Source organism: Parapedobacter flavus, from assembly GCF_035818675.1.
In the GTDB taxonomy this organism is placed as follows: Bacteria; Bacteroidota; Bacteroidia; order Sphingobacteriales; family Sphingobacteriaceae; genus Parapedobacter; species Parapedobacter flavus.
Window position 1 is genome coordinate 161,649 of sequence record NZ_JAYKZZ010000007.1, and the last position, 25,225, is coordinate 186,873.

At 50.7% G+C, this 25,225-nt stretch carries 24 protein-coding genes; 15 read left to right on the top strand and 9 right to left on the bottom strand.

Features of this window, described 5'->3' with window-relative positions; all coding sequences use genetic code 11:
* The first annotated feature begins 24 nt into the window (after positions 1-24).
* The 3 genes from U9S71_RS07580 to U9S71_RS07590 all read left to right on the top strand — a co-directional run bounded on the left by U9S71_RS07580 (position 25) and on the right by U9S71_RS07590 (position 3,539).
* Complete coding sequence (locus tag U9S71_RS07580) at positions 25-1,305, top strand: hypothetical protein (RefSeq protein ID WP_326326450.1); 1,281 nt, start codon at positions 25-27, stop codon at positions 1,303-1,305.
* Positions 1,286-1,615 carry a metal-sulfur cluster assembly factor gene (locus U9S71_RS07585; protein WP_326326451.1) on the top strand — a complete coding sequence of 110 codons (330 nt, stop codon included), beginning with the start codon at positions 1,286-1,288 and terminating at the stop codon, positions 1,613-1,615. Before U9S71_RS07580 ends, U9S71_RS07585 begins: the two co-directional genes overlap by 20 nt.
* 100 nt (positions 1,616-1,715) lie before the next feature.
* Complete coding sequence (locus U9S71_RS07590; protein WP_326326453.1) at positions 1,716-3,539, top strand: hypothetical protein; 1,824 nt, start codon at positions 1,716-1,718, stop codon at positions 3,537-3,539.
* Here the strand turns inward: U9S71_RS07590 and U9S71_RS07595 are convergent.
* From U9S71_RS07595 to U9S71_RS07620, 6 genes are all read right to left on the bottom strand, one after another.
* The gene (locus U9S71_RS07595; RefSeq protein ID WP_326326454.1) at positions 3,532-4,584 is read right to left on the bottom strand and encodes a cytochrome-c peroxidase; all 1,053 of its coding nucleotides are present in this window, start codon (positions 4,582-4,584) and stop codon (positions 3,532-3,534) included. The two genes, U9S71_RS07590 and U9S71_RS07595, sit on opposite strands and share 8 nt — an antisense overlap.
* A gap of 7 nt (positions 4,585-4,591) precedes the next feature.
* Positions 4,592-5,458, bottom strand: a complete 867-nt coding sequence (locus U9S71_RS07600; RefSeq protein WP_326326455.1) for an MbnP family protein — start codon at positions 5,456-5,458, stop codon at positions 4,592-4,594.
* 22 nt (positions 5,459-5,480) lie between these two features.
* Positions 5,481-7,475 (bottom strand): TonB-dependent receptor plug domain-containing protein, encoded by a 1,995-nt coding sequence (locus U9S71_RS07605; RefSeq protein ID WP_326326457.1) that lies wholly within the window; start codon positions 7,473-7,475, stop codon positions 5,481-5,483.
* A 4-nt stretch (positions 7,476-7,479) separates the two neighbouring features.
* The gene (locus U9S71_RS07610; RefSeq protein ID WP_326326458.1) at positions 7,480-8,379 is read right to left on the bottom strand and encodes a hypothetical protein; all 900 of its coding nucleotides are present in this window, start codon (positions 8,377-8,379) and stop codon (positions 7,480-7,482) included.
* 67 nt (positions 8,380-8,446) lie between these two features.
* Positions 8,447-8,815, bottom strand: coding sequence for a hypothetical protein (locus tag U9S71_RS07615; RefSeq protein ID WP_326326460.1), 369 nt, complete (start codon positions 8,813-8,815; stop codon positions 8,447-8,449).
* A 98-nt stretch (positions 8,816-8,913) separates the two neighbouring features.
* The gene (locus U9S71_RS07620; RefSeq protein WP_326326462.1) at positions 8,914-10,119 is read right to left on the bottom strand and encodes a CynX/NimT family MFS transporter; all 1,206 of its coding nucleotides are present in this window, start codon (positions 10,117-10,119) and stop codon (positions 8,914-8,916) included.
* 229 nt (positions 10,120-10,348) lie between these two features.
* Here U9S71_RS07620 and U9S71_RS07625 point away from each other — a divergent pair, with 229 nt between their 5' ends.
* The 3 genes from U9S71_RS07625 to U9S71_RS07635 are packed head-to-tail and all read left to right on the top strand — an operon-like array spanning position 10,349 to position 13,290.
* On the top strand, positions 10,349-12,472 hold the full coding sequence (locus U9S71_RS07625; RefSeq protein WP_326326464.1) for a ribonucleoside triphosphate reductase: 2,124 nt from the start codon (positions 10,349-10,351) through the stop codon (positions 12,470-12,472).
* Positions 12,450-12,632: an anaerobic ribonucleoside-triphosphate reductase gene (gene nrdD / locus U9S71_RS07630; RefSeq protein ID WP_326326466.1), complete on the top strand. Its 183-nt coding sequence runs from the start codon at positions 12,450-12,452 to the stop codon at positions 12,630-12,632. The genes U9S71_RS07625 and nrdD overlap by 23 nt, the downstream gene beginning before the upstream one ends.
* Positions 12,613-13,290, top strand: a complete 678-nt coding sequence (locus U9S71_RS07635) for an anaerobic ribonucleoside-triphosphate reductase activating protein (protein WP_326326468.1) — start codon at positions 12,613-12,615, stop codon at positions 13,288-13,290. The genes nrdD and U9S71_RS07635 overlap by 20 nt, the downstream gene beginning before the upstream one ends.
* 84 nt (positions 13,291-13,374) lie before the next feature.
* Here the strand turns inward: U9S71_RS07635 and carB are convergent, their stop codons facing one another.
* Positions 13,375-16,191 (bottom strand): carbamoyl-phosphate synthase large subunit, encoded by a 2,817-nt coding sequence (carB, locus tag U9S71_RS07640; protein ID WP_326326470.1) that lies wholly within the window; start codon positions 16,189-16,191, stop codon positions 13,375-13,377.
* 216 nt (positions 16,192-16,407) lie between these two features.
* On the opposite strand from carB, the gene U9S71_RS07645 reads away from it, so the two are divergent.
* The gene (locus U9S71_RS07645) at positions 16,408-16,911 is read left to right on the top strand and encodes a hypothetical protein (protein WP_326326472.1); all 504 of its coding nucleotides are present in this window, start codon (positions 16,408-16,410) and stop codon (positions 16,909-16,911) included.
* A gap of 71 nt (positions 16,912-16,982) precedes the next feature.
* Positions 16,983-17,516: an ATP-binding protein gene (locus U9S71_RS07650; RefSeq protein WP_326326474.1), complete on the top strand. Its 534-nt coding sequence runs from the start codon at positions 16,983-16,985 to the stop codon at positions 17,514-17,516.
* A gap of 93 nt (positions 17,517-17,609) precedes the next feature.
* On the opposite strand, the gene ahcY is transcribed toward U9S71_RS07650, so the two are convergent.
* Positions 17,610-18,926, bottom strand: coding sequence for an adenosylhomocysteinase (gene ahcY, locus U9S71_RS07655; protein ID WP_326326476.1), 1,317 nt, complete (start codon positions 18,924-18,926; stop codon positions 17,610-17,612).
* Between the two features lie 176 nt (positions 18,927-19,102).
* Here ahcY and U9S71_RS07660 point away from each other — a divergent pair, with 176 nt between their 5' ends.
* Positions 19,103-19,513 carry a BrxA/BrxB family bacilliredoxin gene (locus U9S71_RS07660; protein ID WP_326326477.1) on the top strand — a complete coding sequence of 137 codons (411 nt, stop codon included), beginning with the start codon at positions 19,103-19,105 and terminating at the stop codon, positions 19,511-19,513.
* 86 nt (positions 19,514-19,599) lie between these two features.
* Here U9S71_RS07660 and U9S71_RS07665 read toward each other — a convergent pair whose 3' ends face one another.
* A complete protein-coding gene (locus U9S71_RS07665; protein ID WP_326326478.1) occupies positions 19,600-21,165 on the bottom strand; it encodes a Do family serine endopeptidase in 1,566 nt (521 codons plus the stop codon).
* 259 nt (positions 21,166-21,424) lie between these two features.
* Between U9S71_RS07665 and dapF the strand changes: the two genes are divergently transcribed.
* From dapF to atpH, 6 genes are all read left to right on the top strand, one after another.
* Positions 21,425-22,213: a diaminopimelate epimerase gene (gene dapF, locus U9S71_RS07670; protein WP_326326480.1), complete on the top strand. Its 789-nt coding sequence runs from the start codon at positions 21,425-21,427 to the stop codon at positions 22,211-22,213.
* Positions 22,214-22,215: 2 nt separating this feature from the next.
* On the top strand, positions 22,216-22,605 hold the full coding sequence (locus tag U9S71_RS07675) for a hypothetical protein (RefSeq protein WP_326326481.1): 390 nt from the start codon (positions 22,216-22,218) through the stop codon (positions 22,603-22,605).
* 14 nt (positions 22,606-22,619) lie between these two features.
* Positions 22,620-23,702, top strand: a complete 1,083-nt coding sequence (gene atpB, locus U9S71_RS07680) for a F0F1 ATP synthase subunit A (RefSeq protein WP_326326482.1) — start codon at positions 22,620-22,622, stop codon at positions 23,700-23,702.
* Between the two features lie 42 nt (positions 23,703-23,744).
* Positions 23,745-23,954, top strand: a complete 210-nt coding sequence (gene atpE / locus U9S71_RS07685; RefSeq protein WP_325636436.1) for an ATP synthase F0 subunit C — start codon at positions 23,745-23,747, stop codon at positions 23,952-23,954.
* Positions 23,955-24,044: 90 nt separating this feature from the next.
* A complete protein-coding gene (locus U9S71_RS07690; RefSeq protein ID WP_326326483.1) occupies positions 24,045-24,545 on the top strand; it encodes a F0F1 ATP synthase subunit B in 501 nt (166 codons plus the stop codon).
* Positions 24,546-24,573: 28 nt separating this feature from the next.
* Positions 24,574-25,122: an ATP synthase F1 subunit delta gene (atpH, locus tag U9S71_RS07695; protein ID WP_326326485.1), complete on the top strand. Its 549-nt coding sequence runs from the start codon at positions 24,574-24,576 to the stop codon at positions 25,120-25,122.
* The last annotated feature ends 103 nt before the right edge of the window (positions 25,123-25,225 follow it).

The window sequence follows — 25,225 nt, forward strand, 5'->3', positions numbered from 1 at the left end:
GCAAACACCAAACAGCAACTAGCCATGGCAGACATCAGTATCGGAAAAGCTCCTCATCCCATAGCGGTATTGCCGTTTTATGGTACCGGAGCTTTATGCTTCGCGGCACTGGCCATACTGCTTTTTTTAGGGGCCGGCGAGCTGACGGGGCATCATTTCAGTCCGCATCTACTGGCCATCGTACATACTGCGGCATTGGGCTGGGGTACGATGGTCATCTTTGGCGCTGCTTATCAGCTGCTGCCGGTTATCTGTGAGCGCGACCTCTACAGTGTGCCCTTGGCCGTTGTGTCATACATCATGCTCACCTTGGGTGCCCTGCTATTGGTATGGTCGTTTTGGGTATTCGAGGTGGGTGCCGTGATGATTGCCGGCGGCGGGTTCGTGGTAATTGCTGCCCTGCTCTATACCATCAATACCTGCGTTACGGCGGCCCAAAACCAACGGACTACGCCCCAGCAGGCATTCATTGTGAGCTCGGCCCTGTGGCTGCTTATTACCGTTACTATTGGGCTGCTACTGGCTATCAACCTACGCTATACGTTCATACCACGCAACCACCTCGACCTATTGAAACTCCACGCCCATGCCGGGCTCGCAGGATGGTTCCTGCAGCTCATCACCGGGGTAAGCACCAAGCTGGTGCCAATGTTCCTATTGGGCAAATCAAAGCGCGAGTGGTTACTGTATGCGGCGCTGGTGCTGCAGAACGTCGGATTGGTGTTGTTCCTTGTCGACGGGTATTTCAATCCCATCACGGCAAAGATGCTGGTTTATGGCGGTATTGTCGCGTTGGGTACGCTCGCGTGGTTGCTTTATCTCACCGATGCGTATCGCAACCGCTTGCGGCGGAAAGTAGAGTTGCTGATGAAGCATGCAGTCCTTTCATTCGTGTGCTTGATAGCCGGTTTTGCGCTGATCCCGATAGCCTATTACGTCTCGGATACGCGGTGGGTATCCCTTTACGGTACGTTCCTTTTCCTCGGATGGATTACCGCCATTATCCTGGGCAAAACATTCAAAACCCTGCCATTCATCGTTTGGAGTAGCCACTACCGGCACCTCAACGGTAAGGTGAAGGTGCCGCTCCCCAAGCAATTGTATAGTGAACGGCTTACGGTGTGCCAGTTTTACCTATATGTCGCGGCCTTCGTGTCGCTTGTTGCGGGAATGGTGATTGATTATACACCGGTTATACGCGTGGCACTGTTGCTTTGGATCATACTCGCTGCCGTATATGTGGTGAACGTGGCCAAAACGATTTTTCATAAACCGATGATTACAGATGGAGATAAAACTCAATGATCCGTTTGCCGCGGAATTACTGAAGGCACAGACGGCGCTGATGCAGGTCATCGATCCGGAGCTATACGTCAATATCGTTGATCTCGGCCTGGTCTACGGTGTCGATTTTACCGATGCGAAGAAAGCGAAAGTGACCATGACCCTCTCCACGCCCGGTTGCCCCATGGGCGATGCGATTACAGGAGGAGTGGAAAATGCGTTGGAGGCCGCTTTTCCGGACCGGGAAATCGAGGTCGACATTGTATGGGAACCCCGATGGAACTACCACATGATTACCGATGAGGGCAAAGCCCAGATGGGCTTGGAATAAGGACGATTTGACGAGGATAATCCTTGTCATTTATAGCGGTGACCACCATCACATGATGGGGGCTTGGAATCGCTAATTTTGCCATACAGACATATACACGATGAACGATACCCATCAACACACGTTCCATATACCCGTCATGGGATTGGGCTTTACCATCGATACGCCGCTGAAAGTAGCCCGGTTTGGCATTTCATCGGCACTATCGCTGGCGGACGACCACCTGGTGGAGCAGATGCGCGAATTTTATGCCACTCAATTCGGGCAACCCTTTACCCGCATTTCGCAAAAAGCTGAAGACGGCAGGGCCAAGCGGATTACGGCATATCTCGACCTCCTACAAGACATAATCGATGCGCAGATGGAGCAATTGTGCACGAACGCCTTCGAGGCAAATAGCGAACTTGACCGTTACTTCGAGCTATTGCCAGAAAGGTCGCCGGCCAAGCGCGACTACCTTGCCATGTGTGCCAGCAACGGCGATCAACGCGCGAAACTGGCCGTTAAGCTCCGTGCCACCGTTACCGCGGGAGCAGTCGATGTAAATATCATGACGAAAGTGGATAAGACCAATTACGCGCCTGATGGCACCGCTTTGCCGCCTGAATATTCGGACGCGTTGGCCGCATTACGGGGATTTGCCCAGAGTAAACTGCGATCATCCGTTATCCTATCAGCTGGGCTTAATCCCCGTCTTTATAGTTATTTTGAGCAATTCGACGATTTTTTCCCCGCTAGTGACGGGGCACTTGCCAAACGCATCACGCTCAAAGTGAGCGATTATCGGTCGGCATTGATCCAGGGTAAGTTGCTCGCCAAGAAAGGATTGTGGGTATCTGAATTCCGGATTGAATCCGGCCTGAACTGCGGTGGGCATGCGTTTGTGAGCGATGGTATGTTGCTGGGACCAATCATGGAGGCTTTTAAAACACAACGTGAGGGGCTTTATGCCGAACTGAAAAGCCTATGCGACGCAGCGCTCGGACGTAAGCAACGGCTGGGATTCCAAACCGACCCCGTGCAACGCATCACCGTACAGGGCGGAATCGGTACGGCGGGAGAGGACCGCTTTTTATTGGATTACTACCAACTGGACGGTACAGGGTGGGGGAGTCCGTTCCTGCTGGTTCCCGAAGCGACCAATGTGGATAGCGACACGTTGGGGAAGTTAGCAAACGCGGCGCCCGGCGATTTCTACCTGAGCGATGCATCACCCTTGGGAGTGCCGTTCCATAATTTCAGGCCAAGCAGTTCGGAAGAACAACGGAAGCAACGGGTTGTCCGGAATCGGCCCGGTAGCCCATGCCACAAGAAATTCCTTTCATTTAATACGGAGTTTACCGATAAACCCATATGCACCGCATCCCGGCAATACCAGCACCTGAAACTCAAGGAGGCGCGGATGAAGTTCCCCGACGAGCAAGCCTACCAAAAAGCGGCAGCAGCGATTGTAGAAAAGGACTGTCTGTGCGAAGGGCTTGCCGCACCGGCGGTACTCACCAATGGCATACCGCCCAAGCATAACCTCAAAGCGGTGACGATATGTCCGGGGCCCAACTTGGCCTACTTCTCCCAAATCACATCGCTCAAGGAGATGGTCGGCCATATTTACGGTACGGCCAACCTGCTGAACGGTCGCTTCCGGTCAAACCTGTTCGTCAACGAGCTGCGTCTTTATATCGACTACCTGAAAAAGGAAATTGAGAAATACCAGCATGATTTTACCGAAAAACGAAGCACCCACTACCAGGCATTCCGCGATAATTTGCTGGGCGGCATCGCCTATTACCGGTCCATCATGCCGGCCATGCAACACTATGCACAAACCAATATCGACGATATGAAATCCGCCATGGCCGCGGCGGAGAAAACATTGCTTCAACTGGTTTTTAGTGCTAAAAAACCGATGGTGCAGCCTACTTGAGGCGCTCAGAAACAATATGGATGTGATCTCCAACAAACGTGGGGTCGCTTAGCGTGTTGATAAAGGAAATAAGATCTTCTTTTTCCTGCTCGCTTAGCGGTATCCGATTGCCATTTGCTTTCAGGCTCGGATCGAGGTTGTCGGCCGCCAAGACACCGTTATCAAAGTAATCCAACACGGCTTTCAGTGTGGGAAACTGGCCGAAGCTGCCATAAGGCGCCGTATAGGCTGCATTTCGCAAAGACGGCACCCTGAAACTCATGTGTTCTTCGGCCCTGCCGGTAACCCGTGCACGGCCGGCCTCTTCCGTGCTGGGATTCACAGGAAAGCCGACATTCCGGAAACTTTGGTCGGTGAAGAGCGCTGTGCTGTGGCAACTTTCGCATTTTTGTCGGAAAACCTGGTGGCCCCGAGCCTCGGTTTCCGTAAATTCCTCGCCTTCGTTCCGTATGACCCGGTCGTATTTGCTGTTTGCGGAAATCAGCGTATACTCGAATTGCGCCAGACTCCGGTATATCCGGTCGGGCGTGACCTGGTCGTCGCCAAATGCTTTTTTAAACAGGTCTCGGTATTCGGGAATCGCCTTCAGTTTCCGGATAACCTCCAAAATCGAAGAGTTCATCTCCTCGTGGGTGATGATGGGAACCAGGGTTTGGCGTTCTAATTGGAGTTTGCTGCCATCCCAATTATAGAATTGCATAAACGCCAGGTTCTGGATGGGTGGGGTATTGCGGAGCCCAACCCGGTCGTGAATCCCTATGGCTTGTGGATGGTTATCTGCGAAAGCATTTGACGGGTTGTGGCAGTTAGCACAGGAGATCGTGTTGTTTCCGCTGAATTTTTTTTCATGAAACAATTTCTCTCCCAACTCCACACCATATTTCGTGGGTTTATTGCCAGCTACCGAACCGTTCAATGGCGGAAAACCAACCGGTATGTCCAATGGGATTTCCGGGTTAACTAAAGGTGTGGGCGCAAGAATGTCATCCCTGTTACAAGATAGTAACAGCCATAGGATAGCCAATAGCACCAACACCTTTTTCATTACCTCGTTAGTTTTCTACACCACCGATGGAAAACATGCCCGTCATGTCGCTCGTTCCATTCCCACCCAGGTTGTCGACGAATTTCACCATTTGAACGGCTGTATGGATATTCGGGGTGGCATTATCGCCCATTTCTGTCCCTGTGGTAAGCGTAATCGTAATGGTTTTTCCGCTCAATAGCTTGTCAAAATCGGCTTTGATCGTGATGTTAGGTGCGTTCCGACCCACCACTGCATGGGTGCCCAGATCCAATGTGATGTCCCGGTATGCGTCGACACCCTGCGTGTAAGCCCCTTCTTCGCCTTCCACCGTGCTTCCCGTATGAATAGATAGCTGTTTATGGTCGGCATCATAGAACCCCTCGATTTTGGTAAATCGGTAGCCAGCACCCCACTCCCACATCATTTCGGTGTCGTTAGCCCCGGCATCCGCATAGAAATTGGGAAATCTTGCCTCATCCAATGTATTCAGTTCCGGCTTGACACCCAATCCGAATTTGAGCTGTTTGTATTCGCCAGCGGGGATATTGCTCAGCACATAGTCCAGTGTCTGCGGTTTGGCGTGGTTCACCACAATCGCCCCCTTATCCAAATCGTTGATGTGGTAAGGGATTTTGTTGCCGTCTGCTTTCACCAAACGGATGTTGCTGATTACGTATTTCAGTTCCGAAAAGTGATGCACCTGTCCTTCGGCCGATGTATTTACCGTAGCGGTAGATGACGTAGCATCGCCCAGCACAATGGGTGTGTTTTTAAACGTGTTGTTGAAATGCAGCGTGATGTCATTGGCAACAGGGTTGTTATCATCTTTGCTGCAAGCTGCCAGCGCCACTAGCGCGACGAATACCAGGGAAAATGTTTTACGTATGTTCATTTTGAATAATTTTTAGTTGTTCTTAAAATTTAAAAGTCAACGAGCTGAACACGTTGCGTCCCATCCGAGGGATGTTACCCCAATCGGCGTAGGTGCTGTAATAGGCATTGAACAAGTTTTCTGCCCCTACCTGCAACGTGGTTTTGAAATTTTTGAAGTTGAAGGTGTAATCGGCGGATATATTCCAAATCCGATAAGCTGGTGTGAGGTCTTCGCCGTATTCGGGGCTGAAATTTTCCTGCGCCAAATCGCCATGCAGCGCAGTTTGGATACCAAAACGGTTGTGCATAAAATGAAGGGATGATTGATAACTCAGGGGGCGGATGAACGGCAGATTCCCATCTTGGTTGTCCATGGCCCGCGCATAGGTGAGCATTCCTTTCCAGTGGAGATGCGGTAGGATATCGTAATGCGCATTCAACGATAGGTTGTACAATTTCGCGTGGTCTAGCGAGGTGTATCCCTTCACGCCGACCGATTGATAGTTCATCGGGCTGCCCAAGCTTAAGATCCGACCTACGATGTAATTCCTGATGTGGAAATAGTTTGCCTTGGCTGCGATGCCCATCCGTTCGTTTTTAAACCCAGCGCTTGCGTTAACCTCATACGAAACCTCATTTTTCAAATCGGGGTTTCCGATGTAATCGTAACGGTCAAAGCTGTTGTAGATGTAATATCCGTATGCTTCCGAGACGGAAGGTGCCCGGTGCCCATAACCCGTTCCGACCGAAAAATCAAATCGGTCGATGCGGAGTTGGTAACTGGCATGTAAGCCCGGCAATATCCTGTTTTTCTCCTGCGGAGTACCGGGGTAGAAAATCCAGTTGAACTCGACATATTTGGAACGGTTGTAATTCCACCCCAATGAGCCACCGAAATTCAGCGTGCTCATTTCCGAGATATCCCACACATTGTTCATCGAAAGCCCGGCAAAACGGGTGGTCACCCAAGGCCAGCTGTAGGCAAACATTGTTTTCTTGCTCCGATCCTGCGGATACATCGTCATCTCGGCGATCGACAGGTTGTTGTATACATTCAGTTGGATGTCGCCCCGGTAATCCCCGCGCTTCAAATTGGTCTGGGAAACCAGTCCATAGGTGGTACTCCATCCCGGCATGTCCATGTGCACCAGGTTTTCGGGGCGCTTGGTATCATCCATATAATGTTCTACCGCATTGAAATAAAGCTTGGTGTCCCAGGCCCGTATCCATCCGTCTTCGAATAACTGCTTGTAAGCGGCGGAGGTAATGATGGCCCGCGACCGCCACAGATCCATCGGCAGTGCAGGGAAACCGACATCGTCGGCCTGATCGAAAATAGCATCCATCCGTACCGAAGACAACGTACCCGTTTTGTATGCCAATCCCAACGACGTGTTGAATTTCTGGTATTGCGAGTGGTTTACCTCGGCATCGATGCCATTGTAATAGTTACCTGCCTTCCGGAAGGAGATGCTTCCGTCTGCCACAAACTTATCATCTGCATACGACAGGTTCCCCAGGTTGAAGAACTGGTTGTTGTTGAACTCAAAGCCGGTTTGGTAAGCTCCACTCCATTTCCTTTCACCTGCCGGGCCGAATGGGGTGCTTTTCCTTTTTAGGTCAATGCTGCCCGCCACCGTGGCGCCGTGCAGGCTACCCGCCTGACCGGATGTCACATCGATGGTAGCGAGGTTGTTGCTTTCCACATACGACGTTATCGGATCCATTTTGTCGGTACACGCGCCAAACACGTGCATGCCGTCGATGGTCACTGTCGAACGCTCCGTACTCATGTTATTGAGCAGGGGTTCCCAGGCAAAGGCACCCCGTTTGATGAAACTGATGTGTTCGGTAGACGCCAGGAATTCGTCCACCGACACGGCCATTTTCAGTTCGGTCTCGATTTTCCGCTTGGCGATAGCGGTGACGCTTACCTCCTCCAGGGTTTTAACGGTGTCGCTTTCCGAATGCATATGCTGTGCACGGGTGTTCAATCCAAGAAAAAGAACCGGAAAAAAGATAAGGAGCTGCTTCATATCCTTAGAATAAAACGTCGATGTACAATTCGCTCTTTACGCCTTCAATACCTGGCGTGAAATCCGTCGGCACTTCGGTCCCTTTGACGATTCTGCCGTCCTCGTTCTGCATGATGAAATTCAGCGTCCAGTTGCCCGTCATGGTGTAATTGACCACGCCATGGTACAACCCATCGGTTTGTTGGGTCAAGTCCACGTTATTGGGCGACGAATGGTTTCCCATAGAGGGCTCCGGCATGCGTGGGTCTAGCATCAGTGTATAGCCACCTACCTCGGTATATGATAACAGGGAAGGGTCGGTGCTATCCAGCCGATAAATACCCGCCACCAATTCGTTTTCGGCAACTTTCGGCCGTAGCGGTGCCACCAACGCGATGATATACTGTTCGTCATCTTTTCCTGTAAATGCCGTCATGTTCAAGTTTTTGTTGGGCTGCTCCTGAACCGTGATAGGAAGTTTCGCCGTAAGGGTTTGGTTGGCAACGGTAAAGCCGATGGCTAACGCCCAAGTTCCGTCCACATGGCTTTCACCTGTAAAGACCGAATAGCCCGAATAATCGTTGCTATCGGGCCTGTACGCCAACTCGTATCGATGCGGACAAGAGCCGGTTCCGCCGTCGGCATCGGTTGTGATGGGCAAAAAGGTGACGTCAGCAACATCAACCTTCCCGTTCGTTGTGTTATCCGTGATTTTCACACGGATTTCATTGTAACCCTTATAGAAAGCACCGTGCAGTGCCTCCACGCTGATATCGTAGCCTCCAATATGGATGTTGGCGGCCTCTTTAAACACGTTATGGCCGGGAGTAACCGAATCGGTAACCCCTTCGTAATCCGTTTTTTCTTTGGTACACGATAGTGCCGCGAAGCACACCGCACCAAGAAAAAATAATAATTCTTTCATGTCGTTGTTAACGAATGTCTGGTGAACGATGGTTGGAACAACCTTAAGCTATACCCTATGGATAAGGCTAGCTAATGGGGGGACGGAATACGGCGGTGTGGTAATTAAACCCGTAGTCAATAAGGTAAGGTGAAAAATGGTTTTGGTCAATTACTTCCCGCGGCTGGGGCAAGGTGAGTGCGATACGCCCGTTATGCACATACAGCGAACTGTATTCGTATAGCACTACATTCTTCTTTGCCTCCTTATCCTCTTTTTCTTCTATTTTCTTCATCAACACACACTGGCCATCGCAATGAAGTTGAGGTTTGTCTTTATTGATACATTTCGCGATATAGTCGGGCAAGTGGATTTGATACTCCACAGCCATGATACTGCGATAGAACGATTGCAGTGTCAGCGCGACAAACAGGATATATGCACAAAAACGTATCAAAGTCTGTTTACTTTCTTGCCTTAAGCATTCGCAACAAAGATAACGAAAGAATCGGTGCGAGAAATGACATCCGTCATTTTTATCGGCATATGCGTATACTAACCGTCGATCAGCTGCGGCTTGGCCACCTTCATGCCCGTAATAGATAGCACAATAGTGGCTGCGGCAAGCAGGAGAAAAGGGATTTCCCAGTTCCCCACCCAGTCGTATAGCGCACCAAAGAGCGGCGGACCTGCGGCAGCAAGGGCATAGCCGAAAGACTGCGCCATGCCCGAAATGCGGGCAGCCTCGCGGGTGGTCCGCGTTCGGAGAACAAACCACATCATGACGAGGCTAAAGGCCAACCCCGAGCCCAGTCCGAAAAGGATCACCGCAGGGATGATGAACTGCGTGCGCCAGCCAATAATCAGCACTACACTCAGTGCCAATGTACCACCGATAAACCATATCAGCGGCGTATGGTCCTTCATCCGTCCGATGATGATGGGCCCTATAAACATGATGGGCAATTGGGTGAACTGGATGAACGATAATATCCATCCCGACGTTTCGGACGCCATGCCCCAGTCCTGTAGCACCACGGGCAGCCAAGCAATAGCGCAATAGAAAAGCAGCGACTGGAGCCCCATAAAAATGGTGATGAGCCAGGCGAGCCGCGACCGCAGCATCGATGTGCCCGTGTGCTGACGAATCACGGACCGATCGGCTGATGCATCGTCCGAACGACGCTTCAATTGCGGAGCCCAAAAGATGATCGCAATGACGGAAAAGACAAGCCAAACACCGATGGACCCCTTCCAACCCTGACCTGTCCAATGACCAATGGCGATACTGAATCCGGACGCTAGCGATGCCGTAATGTTCATTGCAACACTATAAATGCCAGTCACCAAGCCGATCTTTTGTGGAAACCGCTGTTTGATAAACGGGGGTACGAGCACATTGCCAAATGCGATACCACACCCTACGAGTGCCGCGCCAGAAAACAGCAACGCGATGTTCGACGATGCCCGGACGAGCAACCCCAACCCAATGGCCCATATCGCCGCCCAAAGCAGCGTTTCAATGTGCCACTTATCGGCGAGTTTGGAGGCGACCGGCGACAGTACGGCGAACGCCAATAGCGGGATGGTGGTGATGAGGCCTGCCAATGTGTTGGACAGTCCCAAAGCATCTTGAATCTGTGGGACCACCGGCCCCACACTGGTAATCGGCGCCCGTAGATTAGTGGCTACCAGGATAATGCCAATTAACAAAATGATTTTATTCCATCGCGCCGTTAAGGCTGTTTGCTCCTTTACCATGTCAAAATATGAGACCCTATCCCGTGCGCCGGCGAAAGTAGGGTTAATTTAAGTGATGTCGCAATGGATTCCGCATTTTGACAATAGGATTATCAATACACGATGGGGTGAGGATTTCCACATTTTGCCTGCGGTGTGCATATCTTTTTCTGCCGATTGTGCGTACGGTCATAAAGTAAACCTGTGGGTTGGGCCTAATTTTGTGTCTCACAATAACCATAGGAACAGCATGGAAAAATACGTCATCAAACGAAGTGGGGCCTACGAGCCATTTGTACCCTATAAAATCGAAGACGCCATTGCAAAGGGCTTCGAAAGCGTATCCCTTCAGCTAGACGGGGAAGTGTACAACGCTGTGATGGCATCGTTGGACCACAAGGATACCTGGGCGGTGGAAGAAATCCAGGACCGCATCGAAAAGGCCCTCTACGAAAGGCAGCACTTCGAAGCCATGCGCTCTTTCATGTTGTACCGCCATACGCGGAAGTTACAGCGTGAGCACATCCATGGTTTTAACGAAGACACGACTTATGTAGATAGCACACAGACCATCGCGGAGTACATCACCCAGACCGATTGGCGCATCAACGCCAACGCCAACGTTTCTTATTCCAGCGCCGGATTGATAAATAATACCGCTGGTAAGGTGATTGCCAACTATTGGTTGGATAAGGTGTATAGTAAGGAAGAGGGATATGCCCACCGGAACGGCGATATCCACATCCACGACCTGGATTGCCTCACGGGCTACTGTGCCGGATGGAGCCTGCGCGTATTGCTCAACGAAGGGTTCAATGGCGTACGGGGCCGGGTAGAGAGCCGACCACCGTCCCATTTCCGGGAGGCCCTGGGGCAGATGGCCAATTTCCTGGGCATCTTGCAGAGCGAGTGGGCCGGTGCCCAGGCCTTCAGTTCGTTCGATACTTACTTGGCTCCCTACGTGTTCAAAGACCAGTTGCCCTATACCGATGTGCTGAAGGCCATACGCAGTTTTGTGTACAACGTTAACGTGCCGGCACGGTGGGGGCAATCGCCCTTTACCAATATCACGCTCGATTGGAATGTGCCGGAAGACCTCAGGGACCAAATACCCACCAGACGGGAAATACATCTTTTCGAAGGGTTGCATGAGGAGACCCTACGGCGTTTGGCGCGTGAACGGGGGGTTGAAGTATTGGAAGACCTGTGCTACAAACATTTCCAACCCGAAATGGATATAATCAACAAAGCCTACTATACGGTTATGACCGAGGGCGACGCCAATGGGCAACCGTTTACCTTCCCCATTCCCACCGTCAACATCACGGAAGATTTCGATTGGCAAAGCGAGAATGCCACGCTCCTGTTCGAGAACACCGCCAAAATCGGGTCATCCTACTTCCAGAACTTCGTGGGTAGCCAGTATATGCTCGACGAAGCGGGCAACCGCGTGGAAAATCCAGAAGCCTACAAACCCAATGCGGTGCGGAGTATGTGTTGCCGGTTGCAGCTGGATTTACGAGAGCTGCTCAAGCGGGGGAACGGCCTGTTTGGAAGTGCCGAGATGACGGGCAGCATCGGTGTGGTCACCATCAACATGGCGCGGCTGGGCTACCTGTACAAGGGCGACAAGGCCGGCCTGTACCAGCAGCTCGACCATTGGCTCCAACTGGCAAAATCTACCTTGGAGAAAAAGCGGGCGTTCATCCAGGAACTCTACGACAGGGGATTGTATCCCTATACGAAACGTTACCTTCCGCATTTCCAGAATCATTTTTCGACCATCGGCGTCAATGGCATGAATGAGATGATCCGTAATTTCTCGGCCGACCGGCACGACATCGTTTCGGACGAAGGGATGGCATTCGCCACCGCCATCCTCGAACACATCCGCATGCGCATGCGCGAATTCCAAGAAAGCACGGGCAACCTGTATAACCTGGAGGCCACGCCAGCCGAGGGGACGACCTATCGCTTCGCCAAGGAAGACAAAAAGCGGTTCGCCGACATCCTGCAAGCCGGTCAGGGCGAAAATATTTACTACACCAACAGCTCGCAGCTGCCGGTCGATTATACGGAAGACCCGTTTGAAGCATTGCTGCTGCAAGACAACCTGCAGTGCAAGTATACCGGCGGAACGGTATTGCACCTGTACATGAATGAGCGGCTCAGCTCGCCCGATGCCTGCCGGAATTTCGTGCGCACGGTGATCAGCAGCTTCAAACTGCCCTATATTACTGTTACGCCGGTATTCAGCATCTGCCCGGTACACGGATACCTCAACGGCGAGCACGAATACTGCCCGAAATGCGATGATGACATTTTAGCAACTCACCAACATACAATAGAAAATGGATACACAACAGCAACATGACCTGGTTTTGCAGCAAAACCAGGAGAAACGAAGCAAATGCTTGGTTTACACACGGGTAATGGGATACCACCGTCCGGTCGAGAGTTTCAATATCGGAAAGAAAGGGGAACATCGGCAACGGACGCACTTCACCGAACGTCGTGCAGACACCCATCTATAGCATCACGCCCTTTACGTTATTGGATTACCCCGGTAAGACAGCCTGCATCTTTTGGTTTGCAGGCTGTAACATGCGCTGCGTGTACTGCTACAATCCCGACATCGTGCTAGGGAAGGGCCGCATGTCCATTGCGAAGGCGCTGGAGTTCCTCCGGTCGCGAAGGGGTTTGTTGCAGGGCGTCGTGTTAAGTGGAGGGGAGTGTACGTTGCACCCCACGATTTTCCCCCTATTGGAGGCGGCCAAGGGATACGGATTTAGTGTAAAAGTAGATACCAACGGTTCACGGCCAACGGTGTTGAAGACGTTGATCGCGCAGCAATTGGTCGATTATGTCGCTCTGGATTTCAAGGCGCTTGAACGTCGATACCAACCGATTACCCAATCGGAGCTGTTCCTCCAATTCGCCGAAAGCCTGGCCCTGCTAAACCGTTCTAAAGTGGCGTTTGAGGTACGCACTACGGTGCATAGCGAATTGATTACGCACGACGACCTTCGGGAGATGGTTGGCTTCTTGCAGGAGCATGCCTACAAAGGCACGTATTATATCCAGCATTATGTAAACGGGGTCCCGGTGCTCGGCACGCTAGGCCGGTCGCTGCGCGACGAGAATCCATCGGCTTTATCTCTGGGTGATATACAGGTGGTAGAGCGCTGTTGATTCCTACACGCCGGTCGAGGCGGATACAAAAAAGCCCCGGTACCTGTGGTGGCATCGGGGCGCTGCGTTTTTTACAATGCGCTTCTATTTGCTGAGGTACATCGACTTCTTGGCAACCATCTCGCGGAAAAACGGATCTTCTAAGTCCTTGATGAAGCGGATGGCTTCACCAGTGGATTTCATCTCTGGGCCGAGTTGCTTGTCGACATCGGGGAATTTATCGAACGAGAAAATCGGTTCCTTGATGGCGTAGCCCTTCAGTTTGCGTTCAATGTTGAAGTCCTTGAGTTTGTTGGCGCCCAACATCACCTTCGTGGCGATATTGACGTAAGGTACGTCATAAGCCTTGGCGATGAACGGCACCGTACGCGATGCCCGGGGATTGGCTTCGATGACGTATACTTTTTCATCCTTTACGGCAAACTGGATATTGAGCAAGCCACGTACATTCAGGGCCTTGGCGAGTTTGATGGTGTATTCCTCCATCTTGCGCTGTACGTTTTCAGACAGGCTGAAAGGCGGCAGTACCGCGCTCGAATCGCCGGAGTGGATACCCGCCGGTTCAATATGTTCCATCATGCCGATGATATGCACATCTTCCCCGTCGCAGATGGAATCAGACTCTGTCTCTTCGGCCCGGTCGAGGAAATGGTCGATCAGCACCCGGTTGCCGGGTAGGTTACGCAAGAGTTTCACCACCGCGGTTTCCAGCTCGTCGTCGTTGATGACGATGCTCATCCGCTCGCCGCCGAGCACGTAGCTCGGCCGGACGAGTACCGGGTATCCTACATTTTTGGCTACCTCGAGTGCTTCTTCCGCACTCTCCGCCACGCCATATTTGGGGTAGGGGATATCCAATGATTTAAGTAAGTCGGAGAAGCGGCCGCGGTCTTCGGCGAGGTCCATGTTGTGGAAAGAAGTACCGATAATCTTGATGCCGTTGGATTCGAGTTGCTCGGCCATCTTCAGGGCCGTTTGTCCGCCCAGCTGTACGATAACCCCTTCGGGCTTTTCCAGTTCGATGATCTCACGCACATGCTCCCAGTAGACCGGCTCGAAGTAGAGCTTATCAGCCATGTTGAAGTCGGTCGATACCGTTTCGGGATTGCAATTGACCATGATCGACTCGTAGCCGGCCTCCTTGGCGGCCAGTAGGCCGTGCACACAGGAGTAGTCGAACTCGATACCCTGGCCAATGCGGTTGGGGCCTGAGCCAAGCACGATGATTTTTTTCTTATCGGATACGACCGATTCGTTTTCTTCTTCGAAGGTAGAATAGTAGTAAGGCGTTTGTGCGGGAAACTCCGCTGCGCAGGTATCTACCATCTTGTACACCCTACGGATGCCCAATTCCTTCCGTCTGTTATAGACGTCGTCTTCAGATACGTTGGTGAGCAACCAAGCGATCTGCTCGTCCGAGTAGCCCTTTTGCTTGAGCGTAATGAAGAAATCTTTGGGGATATTATTGAGTTGATAGCGGCGCAATTCCGTTTCGAGGGCTACCAACTCTTGTATTTGCACGAGGAACCATTTGTCGATATTGGTCGCTTTGCGGATAGACTCCAACGGTACACCCAGTTCGAAGGCATCCTTGATGTGGAAGAGGCGGTCGCTGCTGGGATGCTCCAGGCTATACATGATTTCCTCCAGGTTGCGCAGCTGTTTGCCGTCTGCACCGAGGCCGTGGCGACCCGTTTCGAGGCTCTGGCAGGCTTTCTGCAAGGCTTCGATGAACGTGCGGCCGATGGCCATTACCTCGCCTACCGATTTCATCTGCAGGCCAAGTTCGCGGTTCGCTCCCTTAAACTTGGCGAAGTTCCAACGGGGTACCTTTACGATCACATAATCCAGCGTAGGCTCGAAATAGGCCGACGTATTCTTGGTAATCTGGTTTTCGATTTCATCCAGGTTATAGCCAATGGCCAGCTTCGAAGCGATTTTGGCGATGGGGTATCCTGTTGCTTTCGAGGCCAGTGCCGACGAGCGCGATACGCGCGGGTTGATTTCGATAGCAATGATGTCTTCATTTTCGGGGTTGACTGAAAACTGTACGTTACAGCCGCCGGCAAAGTTGCCAATGGCGCGCATCATCATGATGGCCTGGTTGCGCATTTCCTGGTAGCAACGATCGCTCAAGGTCATGCCCGGTGCCACGGTGATCGAATCGCCGGTGTGTACGCCCATCGGGTCGAAATTCTCGATGGTACAGATGATGATCACATTATCGGCGCCGTCGCGCAGCAACTCCAACTCAAACTCTTTCCAGCCCAATACAGCTTGTTCTACCAGCACTTCGTGTGTGGGCGAGGCCTGCAATCCGCGACTGAGTGCTGCTTCGAACTCCTCTTTCTTATGTACGAAACCGCCTCCGGTGCCGCCAAGTGTGTAAGAGGGCCGTATAACCAGCGGAAATCCGATTTCTTGCGCTGCTTCCTTCCCCTCAAGGAAAGAATTGGCGATTTTGGATGTGGCAACGCCAACGCCGATTTCGACCATCAGCTTGCGGAATTCTTCCCGGTTCTCGGTTTTTTCGATGGCCGCTACGTCCACGCCGATAACCTGCACATTATACTTTTCCCACAGCCCCCGCTCCGAAGCCTCGATGCACAGGTTGAGCGCGGTCTGGCCACCCATGGTGGGCAGTACGGCGTCAATTTGTTGCTCTTGCAGAATCTGTTCGATGCTTTCGCAGGTCAGCGGTAATAGATAAATATGATCGGCAATCACATTGTCGGTCATGATGGTGGCCGGATTGGAATTGATGATGGATACTTCAATCCCTTCCTCCTTGAGTGAAAGGGCGGCTTGTGATCCCGAATAGTCAAATTCGCAGGCCTGTCCGATAACGATAGGGCCTGAGCCAATAATTAGAACCGATTTGATGGAAGTGTTTCTGGGCATTTTTCCGAACGTTTTGTCGGAGTGCAAAGGTATGTTTTTTAATGGAATAAACGATGGATAATTTAAATAACATTCGCGTCGTGTGCCAATTTTCATTCTCCACTACCTATTTTTAGGTATTTTTTTATCCTTCGATATAAATTATTTTTTGCTAACCGGGGAATATCTTACTTTTGGGCGTTTATTGTATTGTATTTATATCATAAAGTTAAAGCCATGAAAATTAAATTGACATTATTGTCCCTGTTTGTTGCGTTTGCTTTCACAGCATCGGCCCAGAGTGATTACAAGAATTCCATCGGTCTCCGGTTAGGATCGGGGTACTACGACGTCGTTGCTGCTGCATTCAAAACCTTTATCAGCGAGCCGGCTGCATTGGAGTTCGATTTGGGTATCCGCCCTTATTCGGTGGCAGGAATGAAGTGGACAAACCTTTCTCTCTCCGGCGCTTATCAGCACCATTTCCCTATCGGCGATATTGAAGGGTTTAAATGGTTTGTAGGTGGTGGCGCGGTATTGTCCAACACGTTCTCAAACTTTGATGAAAGAAGTGGGTTCAATGCTGGTATTTTTCCTACGGGCGGTGTAGATTACAAGTTGAAAAACGCACCTTTTGCGTTCTCTGCTGATATCAGGCCGACGATCACCATTGTAAGTGGTTATGATTACTACAACAGCTTTTACGCGAACGGTGGTATAACGGCTCGGTACGTATTTTAAAAATAAGCGGGTTGGCCCGTTAAATGATTGCCATTGGTTGAAGAAGCCAATGGCAATTTTTACGTTTGCATATGGTAAAATGCAAAAAGCAGCTCATCAAAATAGCCGTTGTTGGCCCTGAATCCACCGGCAAATCCACCGTTGCGGAGCAATTGGCGCGGCAACTGGGTACGGTATGCGTACCCGAGTATGCCCGTGAATATTGCCGCCACCTGAACCGGGAATACACCTTGCAGGATGAAATGAACATGTTCTACGGCCAGGTTGCGTTGGAACGTAGCTTGGTACCGCTGGCACAGAACAATGTATTGGTTTGCGACACCATGTTCCTCACCATCAAAATCTGGTGCGACCACCTCTTCGGGCATACGCCGGATGAAGTACTGCATGCACTGGGTACCGACCACTATGATTTGTATTTACTGATGGATATCGACCTGCCCTGGGTAGATGATCCGCTGCGGGATTTCCCAAAGCTGCGCGAACATTTCATGGGAGTATGGCACAACGAATTGAAAACCATTGATGCCAATTACGTCGTTGTATCGGGTTTGGACGAACAGCGGTATGAAAATGCTTGGGAAGCAGTTCGAAAATTTCTATAAATAAAAAAAGCCGCCCGGATGGACGGCTTTGTATTCGTGTAAAGATAACAATCAGCAATTCGCAAAAAAGCAAATTGGCAGAAAAGCGAATGGTTAATACCGATAATGCTCGGGCTTATAAGGCCCTTCTACCGGCACGCCAATATATTCCGCTTGGTACGGTTCCAACTCCTCCAGCTCCACGCCGATTTTGGCTAAGTGTAACCGAGCTACTTTCTCATCGAGGTGTTTCGGGAGGGTGTATACTTTGTTTTCGTAGTTTGCCGTGTTGGTCCACAATTCGATCTGGGCCAGCGTTTGGTTGGTAAAGGAGTTGCTCATTACAAACGAGGGGTGGCCCGTAGCACATCCCAGGTTAACCAAGCGGCCCTCGGCCAATAGGATGACGTCCTTGCCGTCGATGGTGTACTTATCCACCTGCGGCTTTATTTCCACTTTGGTGTCGCCGTAATTATTATTCAGCCAGGCCACATCAATCTCGTTGTCGAAATGGCCGATGTTGCATACCACGGTTTTATCTTTCATCGCTTGGAAATGCTCGCCGCGGACGATGTCGCGGTTACCTGTTGTCGTCACCACGATGTCTGCTTCTTTAACGGCAGTGGCAAACTTCTTCACTTCGTAGCCTTCCATGGCAGCTTGCAAGGCACAGATCGGGTCGATCTCGGTAACGATAACCCGTACACCGGCACTGCTCAGCGATTCGGCCGATCCTTTGCCTACGTCGCCGTATCCGGCCACTACAGCCACCTTGCCGGCCAGCATCAGGTCCGTTGCGCGACGGATGGCGTCGACGAGCGACTCGCGGCAACCGTATTTATTATCGAACTTAGATTTAGTCACCGAGTCGTTTACGTTGATCGCCGGGAGATGCAGGGTGCCGTTCTTCATCCGTTCGTATAACCGGTGTACTCCCGTGGTGGTTTCTTCGGAAAGGCCCTTGATGCCGGGGATCAGTTCGGGGAATTTATCAAAAACCATGTTGGTGAGGTCGCCGCCATCATCCAATATCATGTTGAGCGGCTGGCGGTCTTCGCCGAAGAACAGCGTTTGCTCAATACACCAGTTGAACTCGTCTTCGGTCATACCTTTCCAGGCATATACCGGAATACCTGCTGCAGCAATGGCAGCGGCGGCATGGTCTTGCGTGGAAAAGATGTTGCACGATGACCAGCTCACTTCGGCACCCAGTTCAATAAGGGTTTCGATGAGAACAGCCGTTTGGATGGTCATGTGCAGGCAGCCCGCGATACGGGCACCAGCCAAGGGCTTGGCGGCACCGAACTCCGCGCGGAGCGCCATCAGGCCGGGCATTTCGGCTTCGGCCAACTCAATTTCTTTACGGCCCCACGCAGCCAAGTTGATATCTTTTACCTTATAAGGTACATAAGTGGTGTCTATCGATGACATATTGTATTGTTTTGTGAACTGCAAAAGTATTGGTTTTGACGGTGATATTCAAACTTACTTGGTAGCTTGCCGTTAAAAATTGACAATGAACTGAAATTGGTGATTTGCTTTCCGCCTGTTCACGTGGTATCTTTGCAACTATATTTTAAGTAGACACTAACAGAAAGGACGAAGCAATGTATCCGGAATACTTAGTAGCGCCGATGCGCAGTGAACTTACCAATGTAGGTTTCGAAGAATTAAAAACCCCCGAAGAGGTAGATACGGCCATCAAACAGGAAGGGACCGTATTTGTGGTGGTTAACTCCGTTTGCGGTTGTGCGGCGGCCAATGCTCGCCCAGCGGCGGTGGCGGCCATCAAGAATGAGAAACATCCGGACAAGACGGTTACCGTATTTGCTGGTATGGAGAAAGATGCTGTAGACAAGGCGCGCGATTACATGTTGCCTTATCCGCCATCATCGCCCGCCATGGCGTTGTTCAAAGACGGCAAACTGGTGCACATGATTGAGCGTCACCAAATTGAAGGCCGTCCGGCACAGATGATCGCCGATAACCTAGTAGCTGCTTTCGACGAGTACTGCTAAAAGAGACGTATTTTAAACGTATTATTAAAACAGGAAAGGCGCCGATGAGGCGCCTTTCCTGTTTTAATTGGTATGCGGATGCTCCGCTAACGGTAATCGACCGGTCCGCTGATGGTGCTTACCGCCCCGCGTTGGGGAACGATGGTTACCTTAATCATGCCACGCTGGGTTTTGGCAAGTGCGCTTTCCACCTCGTCTGGTGAGTTGACAGGAACATCGTTGATATGGGTAATCACTTGCCCGCGTCTGATATTCTGGTAGTCGAACCACCCGCCTTCATGTACTTGCGTAACCGTAACGCCGGAAGAAACGCCCAACTCCTTTTTCTTGGCATCTGTGGCGGGCACAAAGCCTGCTCCCAATTGATTGTAGAGTTCGGTTGCACTCCGCTTAGCTGCGGTTTCAGACTCCTCTTCGCGTTCGGATGCATTAGTGTCTTCCTTTAACGTAACGGTTACATCACGCTCTTTGCCGTCGCGTTTGTAGGTGAGTTTTACCTTGTCGCCCGGACGTAGGCGGTAGATACGTTCCTGCAGATCTGATGAGGAAGTAATCGTACGCCCATCGAGTTTGGTAACGATGTCTCCGGCCTTGAGGCCAGCCTCTTTTGCCGCACCGTCTTCTACCACATCGATGATGTACAGCCCGTTCACGTCGCTGATTTCCAGTTCTTCTGCCGCTGCAGGATTGAGTTCGCGGAACGTGATGCCGATCAAGCCGCGCTTAACCCGGCCGAATTTGATGAAGTCATCGGCGATTTTCTTGACCAGGTTAACCGGCACTGCAAAGCCATACCCGGCGTACGTGCCCGTGGGCGTCATGATGTTGGAGTTGATGCCGATCAGCTCGCCCGATGCGTTGACCAGCGGTCCACCGCTATTCCCTTTATTGATAACGGCGTCTGTTTGTATAAATGATTCGACAGCCGTATTAACGATAGGTTCATCATCCGATTGCGGATATCCTCCGCGCTGTTGGTACTGCCGTTGTTGCAGTTCACGGGCGATGATGCCCGTGGAACGGCCGGTCGCGCTGACGATCCCTGCGGTTACGGTTGACTCCAGCCCTAGCGGGTAACCCACGGCCAATACCCATTCGCCGATGCGGACTTTATCCGAGTCGCCGAATTTGACGAAAGGAAGTCCCTCTTCGTTGATTTTGATCAAAGCCAGATCGGTATTGGGGTCGCGGCCGATGATTTTGGCTTCAACGAGCCGTTTGTCGGTCAACTGCACTTCAATTTTGTTCGCATCTTCCACCACGTGGTTGTTCGTCACGATGTAACCATCTTGGGAGATGATGACGCCCGATCCGGTGGCTTGAACAGGTCGTTGCCGTTGCGGCTGCCGCTGCCGTGGCATGCCGAAAAACTCTTCGAATAGATCCATCGGTGCCGCCTGACCCCTTGACCTGCCGGGGTAGGTTGTGGTGATGTGCACCACGGCCGGGGCCACCATCGCCGCCGCCTGGGTGAAATCAGGATTTCCTGTTGAAGAGACTACATTAGGCACGGGATTATTGGCGTAATGCAACTCCTGCCGTTCTTCAAACGACATCTTGTTTTCCTGCTTGCTTTCAAATAGTTTATAACCGCCCACAGCAATCAAGCCTCCTACCAGTGCGGTTAACAATGTTAATCCTAATTTTTTCATTTCGTATCCTTTAATTTTACTATATAAATACAATTTGTCCTTAAACGCACCAACGGATGCTTCGAAGCTAAGAGTGGGTTCGAAAAATGCTGGGCTCGCACAAATATGCTCAAATGTAATACCATTTGGCATGCGAAAGCAAGTGGGAGGGCATACTTTTCTGTTAAATAATGTTAAAGCGACATCGCGGAAGCTACCCGACAGCCCGTGATGAATTATTGAACGGATATACCTACCTTTGACCCGCTAACGGAAATACATGGCAACTTATACGTTTTATAAATACCAAGGCGCAGGCAACGATTTCGTTATCGTTGATAACCGTAACCTCTTGTTTGATAGGGATAACACTGATTTGGTGCGCCGTTTGTGCGATCGGCGATTTGGTGTTGGTGCCGACGGGCTGATGTTGTTGCAAGATGTAGATGGGTACGATTTCGAGATGGTGTATTTCAACGCAGACGGCCGGGAGGGGAGCATGTGCGGTAATGGAGGGCGGTGTATCGTTGCGTTCGCGAAAGATCAAGGAATAATTGGCGAAACGACCGACTTTTTGGCAGTAGACGGACAACATCGGGCCGATATCGACAGTCAACAAGGCACCGTGCGTCTGCAAATGATTGATGTGGACGCTATTGAACGCCATGGAGAAGCTTATGTGCTCGACACAGGGTCTCCGCATTATGTAGCACTTGTGGATGGATTGGCCGACTTCCCCGTCGTTGCGGAGGGACGCCGTGTGCGTAACAGCGAGCGTTACCGGTCGGAAGGCATTAACGTGAATTTTGTAGAAGCGGAGGGGGCCGGGTATTTTATGCGAACCTATGAGCGCGGTGTGGAAGACGAGACACTGGCCTGTGGCACGGGAGCTACGGCAGTAGCCATCGCCATGGCCGCACATGAGGGACAGGACGGCCCATTGGCCATCCCTATCCGGGTGGCTGGTGGCAACCTCACCATACGCTTCCATAAAAACGGGAGCCGCTTTACCGATGTATTCCTGGAGGGCCCCGCCAAATTTGTGTTTAAAGGAGAAATAACGGTATAGCCATGCCCCTGTTACGTTTCATCTTTTATTTCCACGGATTTTCATTGATCATCGCGGGGATCGCCGCAGCACTGCCGATCATATTCAAAAGTACGCCCGTTTTGAGCCCCCACTTCTGGTTGCTTTTTGTGGTGGTATTTGCTACCACGTTATTAGCTTATCTATTGAGCGACCTCGGTATCCGAAGGGGGGGGGAAATGTCTATTCTGAGCCTAATTGGCGGGCTTTTCCTGAAGCTACTGGCCTGTTTGATTGCGGTGGCCGTATTGATAATAAAATACCCTGAGAATAAGATGCTTACAGCGGTCAACTTTTTTTCGCTATATTTCTTGTTTACAGCCTTTGAAGTTAGCTGTTTGTTGCGTAACTTGCGCGACCAAAATCAGACGTAAAAAATTGGGAATAGATGGATTTTAGGCACTTTTTCGACTCAAAAAAAATCAGCTTCATTGCTATTTTCGCCGTTTTTACAACCTTTTCCGTTGCACAAACTGCCGATTCCACCACTACAGCCGCTGCTTCGGTCGCCCACGAAGTGCATGGTGAAGAAGAATTTAAGCCCACCGAGGTGATTATGGAGCATATCGCCGATGCCCATGACTGGCACATTGTGGGTCATTATTCACTTCCGCTTCCGGTAATTCTTTACACCGATAAAGGGTTTGAGTTCTTCCTGTCTTCCCAGTTTCACCACGGCGAGCACGACTACCAGGGGAAACACTATACCTACCGGTTAGTAGATAAAAAGAAAATACAGGTAGTAGGTGCAAATGGGACCGTGGATGAAGCGGCATCAAAGAAGGTATGGGATTTTTCCATCACCAAGAACGTGGCTGCCATATTCTTGTCGGTGTTTTTACTGGTGCTGATTTTCTCTTCGGTAGCCCGTGCATACAAAAAGCGCGAAGGAAAGGCGCCCAAAGGTTTCCAATCGCTCATTGAACCGATCATCCTTTTCGTACGCGATGACATTGCGCGGCCTAATATTGGTCATCGTTACGCACGGTTTATGCCGCTCTTGTTAACGATTTTCTTTTTCATCTGGATTAATAACCTGTTGGGATTGATTCCTATTTTCCCAGGGGCGGCCAACGTAACCGGCAATATCGCGGTGACATTCGTATTGGCGTTTATCGTATTGATTGTCGTCAACATCAACGGTAATAGGTACTATTGGAAACACATTTTGGCACCGGATGTACCTTGGTGGTTATACCCCATCATGATTCCAGTGGAATTGGTGGGCGTTATCTCCAAGCCGTTCGCACTGATGATTCGTTTGTTCGCTAATATTACGGCGGGACACATCATTATTTTGAGCCTTATTTCACTGATCTTTGTCTTCAAGTCGTTGGCCATTGCGCCGGTTTCATTGGCGTTTGTATTGTTTATGAACGTATTGGAACTACTTGTCGGTGTTTTGCAGGCATTTATATTTACGTTGCTCACAGCCCTGTTTATCGGCATGGCCGTAGAAGAGCATCATTAAGGAGTTTACACTATATATAATATACATTAAATTCAATTTGTTATGGTAGGTTCAATTGCGGCAATTGGTGCCGGATTAGCAGTTATCGGTGCCGGACTCGGTATCGGACAGGTTGGTGGCAAAGCCATGGAAGGTATTGCCCGTCAGCCCGAAGCTGCTTCTAAAATTCAGACTGCGATGATCATTGCAGCGGCCCTCATCGAAGGTGTTGCCCTGTTTGCAGTCGTGGTTTCTTTGATGGGATTAAATTAATCCTACAAAGCACTGAATAGAAGGCCGGACAGCCGACGGTTGGTCCGTTGTTCGGCCTTCATTTAAACAGAATCAAATTTAACATCGTATATGAGTTTTGATATTGGTAATCCGAGTATAGGATTGGTTTTTTGGACCCTGATAGCGTTCTTCCTGCTGTTGCTGTTGTTGCGGAAATTTGCTTGGAGGCCCATCATGGAAGCCATTGGTGAACGCGAACAATCGATAGAAAGTGCGTTGGCGTCGGCCGAGAAGGCAAAGGATGAAATGGCGCGGCTCACTAACGAGAACGAGCAGCTCCTTAAAGCTGCCCGGGCCGAACGGGATGTGATCCTGAAAGAAGCAAAGGAATTGAAAGATCAATTGGTTGCTGACGCAAAGGTGCTTGCCCAGGCAGAAGGTGCCAAGCTCATTGACCAAGCGCGGAAGGAGATCGACGACCAGAAGAAACAGGCATTGGCGGAGGTAAAAAACCAAGTGTCGTCGCTATCGTTAGACATTGCGCGCAAAGTACTCCAAAGGGAGTTTGAAAACGAACAACAGCAGGAGGCATTGGTGGTCGACCTGTTGAAGGACGTAAAGTTAAATTAACTCGATCAGAGGCAAGAGCAAGAACGATATGTCTGAGTTTAAAGTTGCGTCGCGGTATGCCAAGTCACTCATTGACCTGGCACAGGAGCAAGGAAACCTTGAGGTGGTTAAAAAGGATATGGACCAGTTTATTGGCACGTTACGTGCCAATAGCGAACTGCAAGCTGTATTGAAGAACCCCATCATGAAACAGGATAAAAAGCGTAATATCCTCGATGCGTTGTTTGGTGATAAAATACACCCTTCCATCGTTGCTTTTTTCCATATCATGGTTCGAAAGGGCCGGGCCGGTATCCTATACGCCACAGCACGTGAGTTTATCCGCGAGTACAACGAAGTGAAGGGTATTGTACATGCCACGGTGGTTTCGGCCACCAAACTTTCTGCGAATAACTTGGACGCATTGCAAAAAGTAATTGCCAGTGAGATCAATGCCGAGGTCGTATTACGGAACACGGTAGACTCCTCACTGATCGGCGGGTTTGTGGTAAACGTGGGCGACAAGCAGATCGACGCCAGCATCAGCGGCAAGTTAAATAAACTGAAGCGCCATTTTGAAACGCAGGTAGTTGGCTGAGACGTTAGACAACAGACGCGAGACAACAGACATAGGCATACCGCAAACTGCAAAAAGCAAACAGCAAAAAAGCAAACAGCAAATAATAAAAGAAACCCCTAAT

Excerpts from the sequence above, each read along its gene's own strand:
- U9S71_RS07650 (WP_326326474.1), top strand. The coding sequence starts at position 16,983 with ATGGTAAAATGCAAAAAGCAGCTCATCAAAATAGCCGTTGTTGGCCCT.
- U9S71_RS07690 (WP_326326483.1), top strand. The coding sequence starts at position 24,045 with ATGAGTTTTGATATTGGTAATCCGAGTATAGGATTGGTTTTTTGGACC.
- U9S71_RS07665 (WP_326326478.1), bottom strand. The coding sequence starts at position 21,165 with ATGAAAAAATTAGGATTAACATTGTTAACCGCACTGGTAGGAGGCTTG.
- atpB (WP_326326482.1), top strand. The coding sequence starts at position 22,620 with ATGGATTTTAGGCACTTTTTCGACTCAAAAAAAATCAGCTTCATTGCT.
- nrdD (WP_326326466.1), top strand. The coding sequence starts at position 12,450 with ATGGATACACAACAGCAACATGACCTGGTTTTGCAGCAAAACCAGGAG.
- U9S71_RS07580 (WP_326326450.1), top strand. The coding sequence starts at position 25 with ATGGCAGACATCAGTATCGGAAAAGCTCCTCATCCCATAGCGGTATTG.
- U9S71_RS07595 (WP_326326454.1), bottom strand. The coding sequence starts at position 4,584 with ATGAAAAAGGTGTTGGTGCTATTGGCTATCCTATGGCTGTTACTATCT.
- atpE (WP_325636436.1), top strand. The coding sequence starts at position 23,745 with ATGGTAGGTTCAATTGCGGCAATTGGTGCCGGATTAGCAGTTATCGGT.
- U9S71_RS07600 (WP_326326455.1), bottom strand. The coding sequence starts at position 5,458 with ATGAACATACGTAAAACATTTTCCCTGGTATTCGTCGCGCTAGTGGCG.
- U9S71_RS07605 (WP_326326457.1), bottom strand. The coding sequence starts at position 7,475 with ATGAAGCAGCTCCTTATCTTTTTTCCGGTTCTTTTTCTTGGATTGAAC.
- U9S71_RS07590 (WP_326326453.1), top strand. The coding sequence starts at position 1,716 with ATGAACGATACCCATCAACACACGTTCCATATACCCGTCATGGGATTG.
- U9S71_RS07620 (WP_326326462.1), bottom strand. The coding sequence starts at position 10,119 with ATGGTAAAGGAGCAAACAGCCTTAACGGCGCGATGGAATAAAATCATT.
- U9S71_RS07645 (WP_326326472.1), top strand. The coding sequence starts at position 16,408 with ATGAAAATTAAATTGACATTATTGTCCCTGTTTGTTGCGTTTGCTTTC.
- atpH (WP_326326485.1), top strand. The coding sequence starts at position 24,574 with ATGTCTGAGTTTAAAGTTGCGTCGCGGTATGCCAAGTCACTCATTGAC.
- carB (WP_326326470.1), bottom strand. The coding sequence starts at position 16,191 with ATGCCCAGAAACACTTCCATCAAATCGGTTCTAATTATTGGCTCAGGC.
- U9S71_RS07610 (WP_326326458.1), bottom strand. The coding sequence starts at position 8,379 with ATGAAAGAATTATTATTTTTTCTTGGTGCGGTGTGCTTCGCGGCACTA.
- U9S71_RS07675 (WP_326326481.1), top strand. The coding sequence starts at position 22,216 with ATGCCCCTGTTACGTTTCATCTTTTATTTCCACGGATTTTCATTGATC.
- U9S71_RS07625 (WP_326326464.1), top strand. The coding sequence starts at position 10,349 with ATGGAAAAATACGTCATCAAACGAAGTGGGGCCTACGAGCCATTTGTA.
- ahcY (WP_326326476.1), bottom strand. The coding sequence starts at position 18,926 with ATGTCATCGATAGACACCACTTATGTACCTTATAAGGTAAAAGATATC.
- U9S71_RS07585 (WP_326326451.1), top strand. The coding sequence starts at position 1,286 with ATGGAGATAAAACTCAATGATCCGTTTGCCGCGGAATTACTGAAGGCA.
- U9S71_RS07660 (WP_326326477.1), top strand. The coding sequence starts at position 19,103 with ATGTATCCGGAATACTTAGTAGCGCCGATGCGCAGTGAACTTACCAAT.
- dapF (WP_326326480.1), top strand. The coding sequence starts at position 21,425 with ATGGCAACTTATACGTTTTATAAATACCAAGGCGCAGGCAACGATTTC.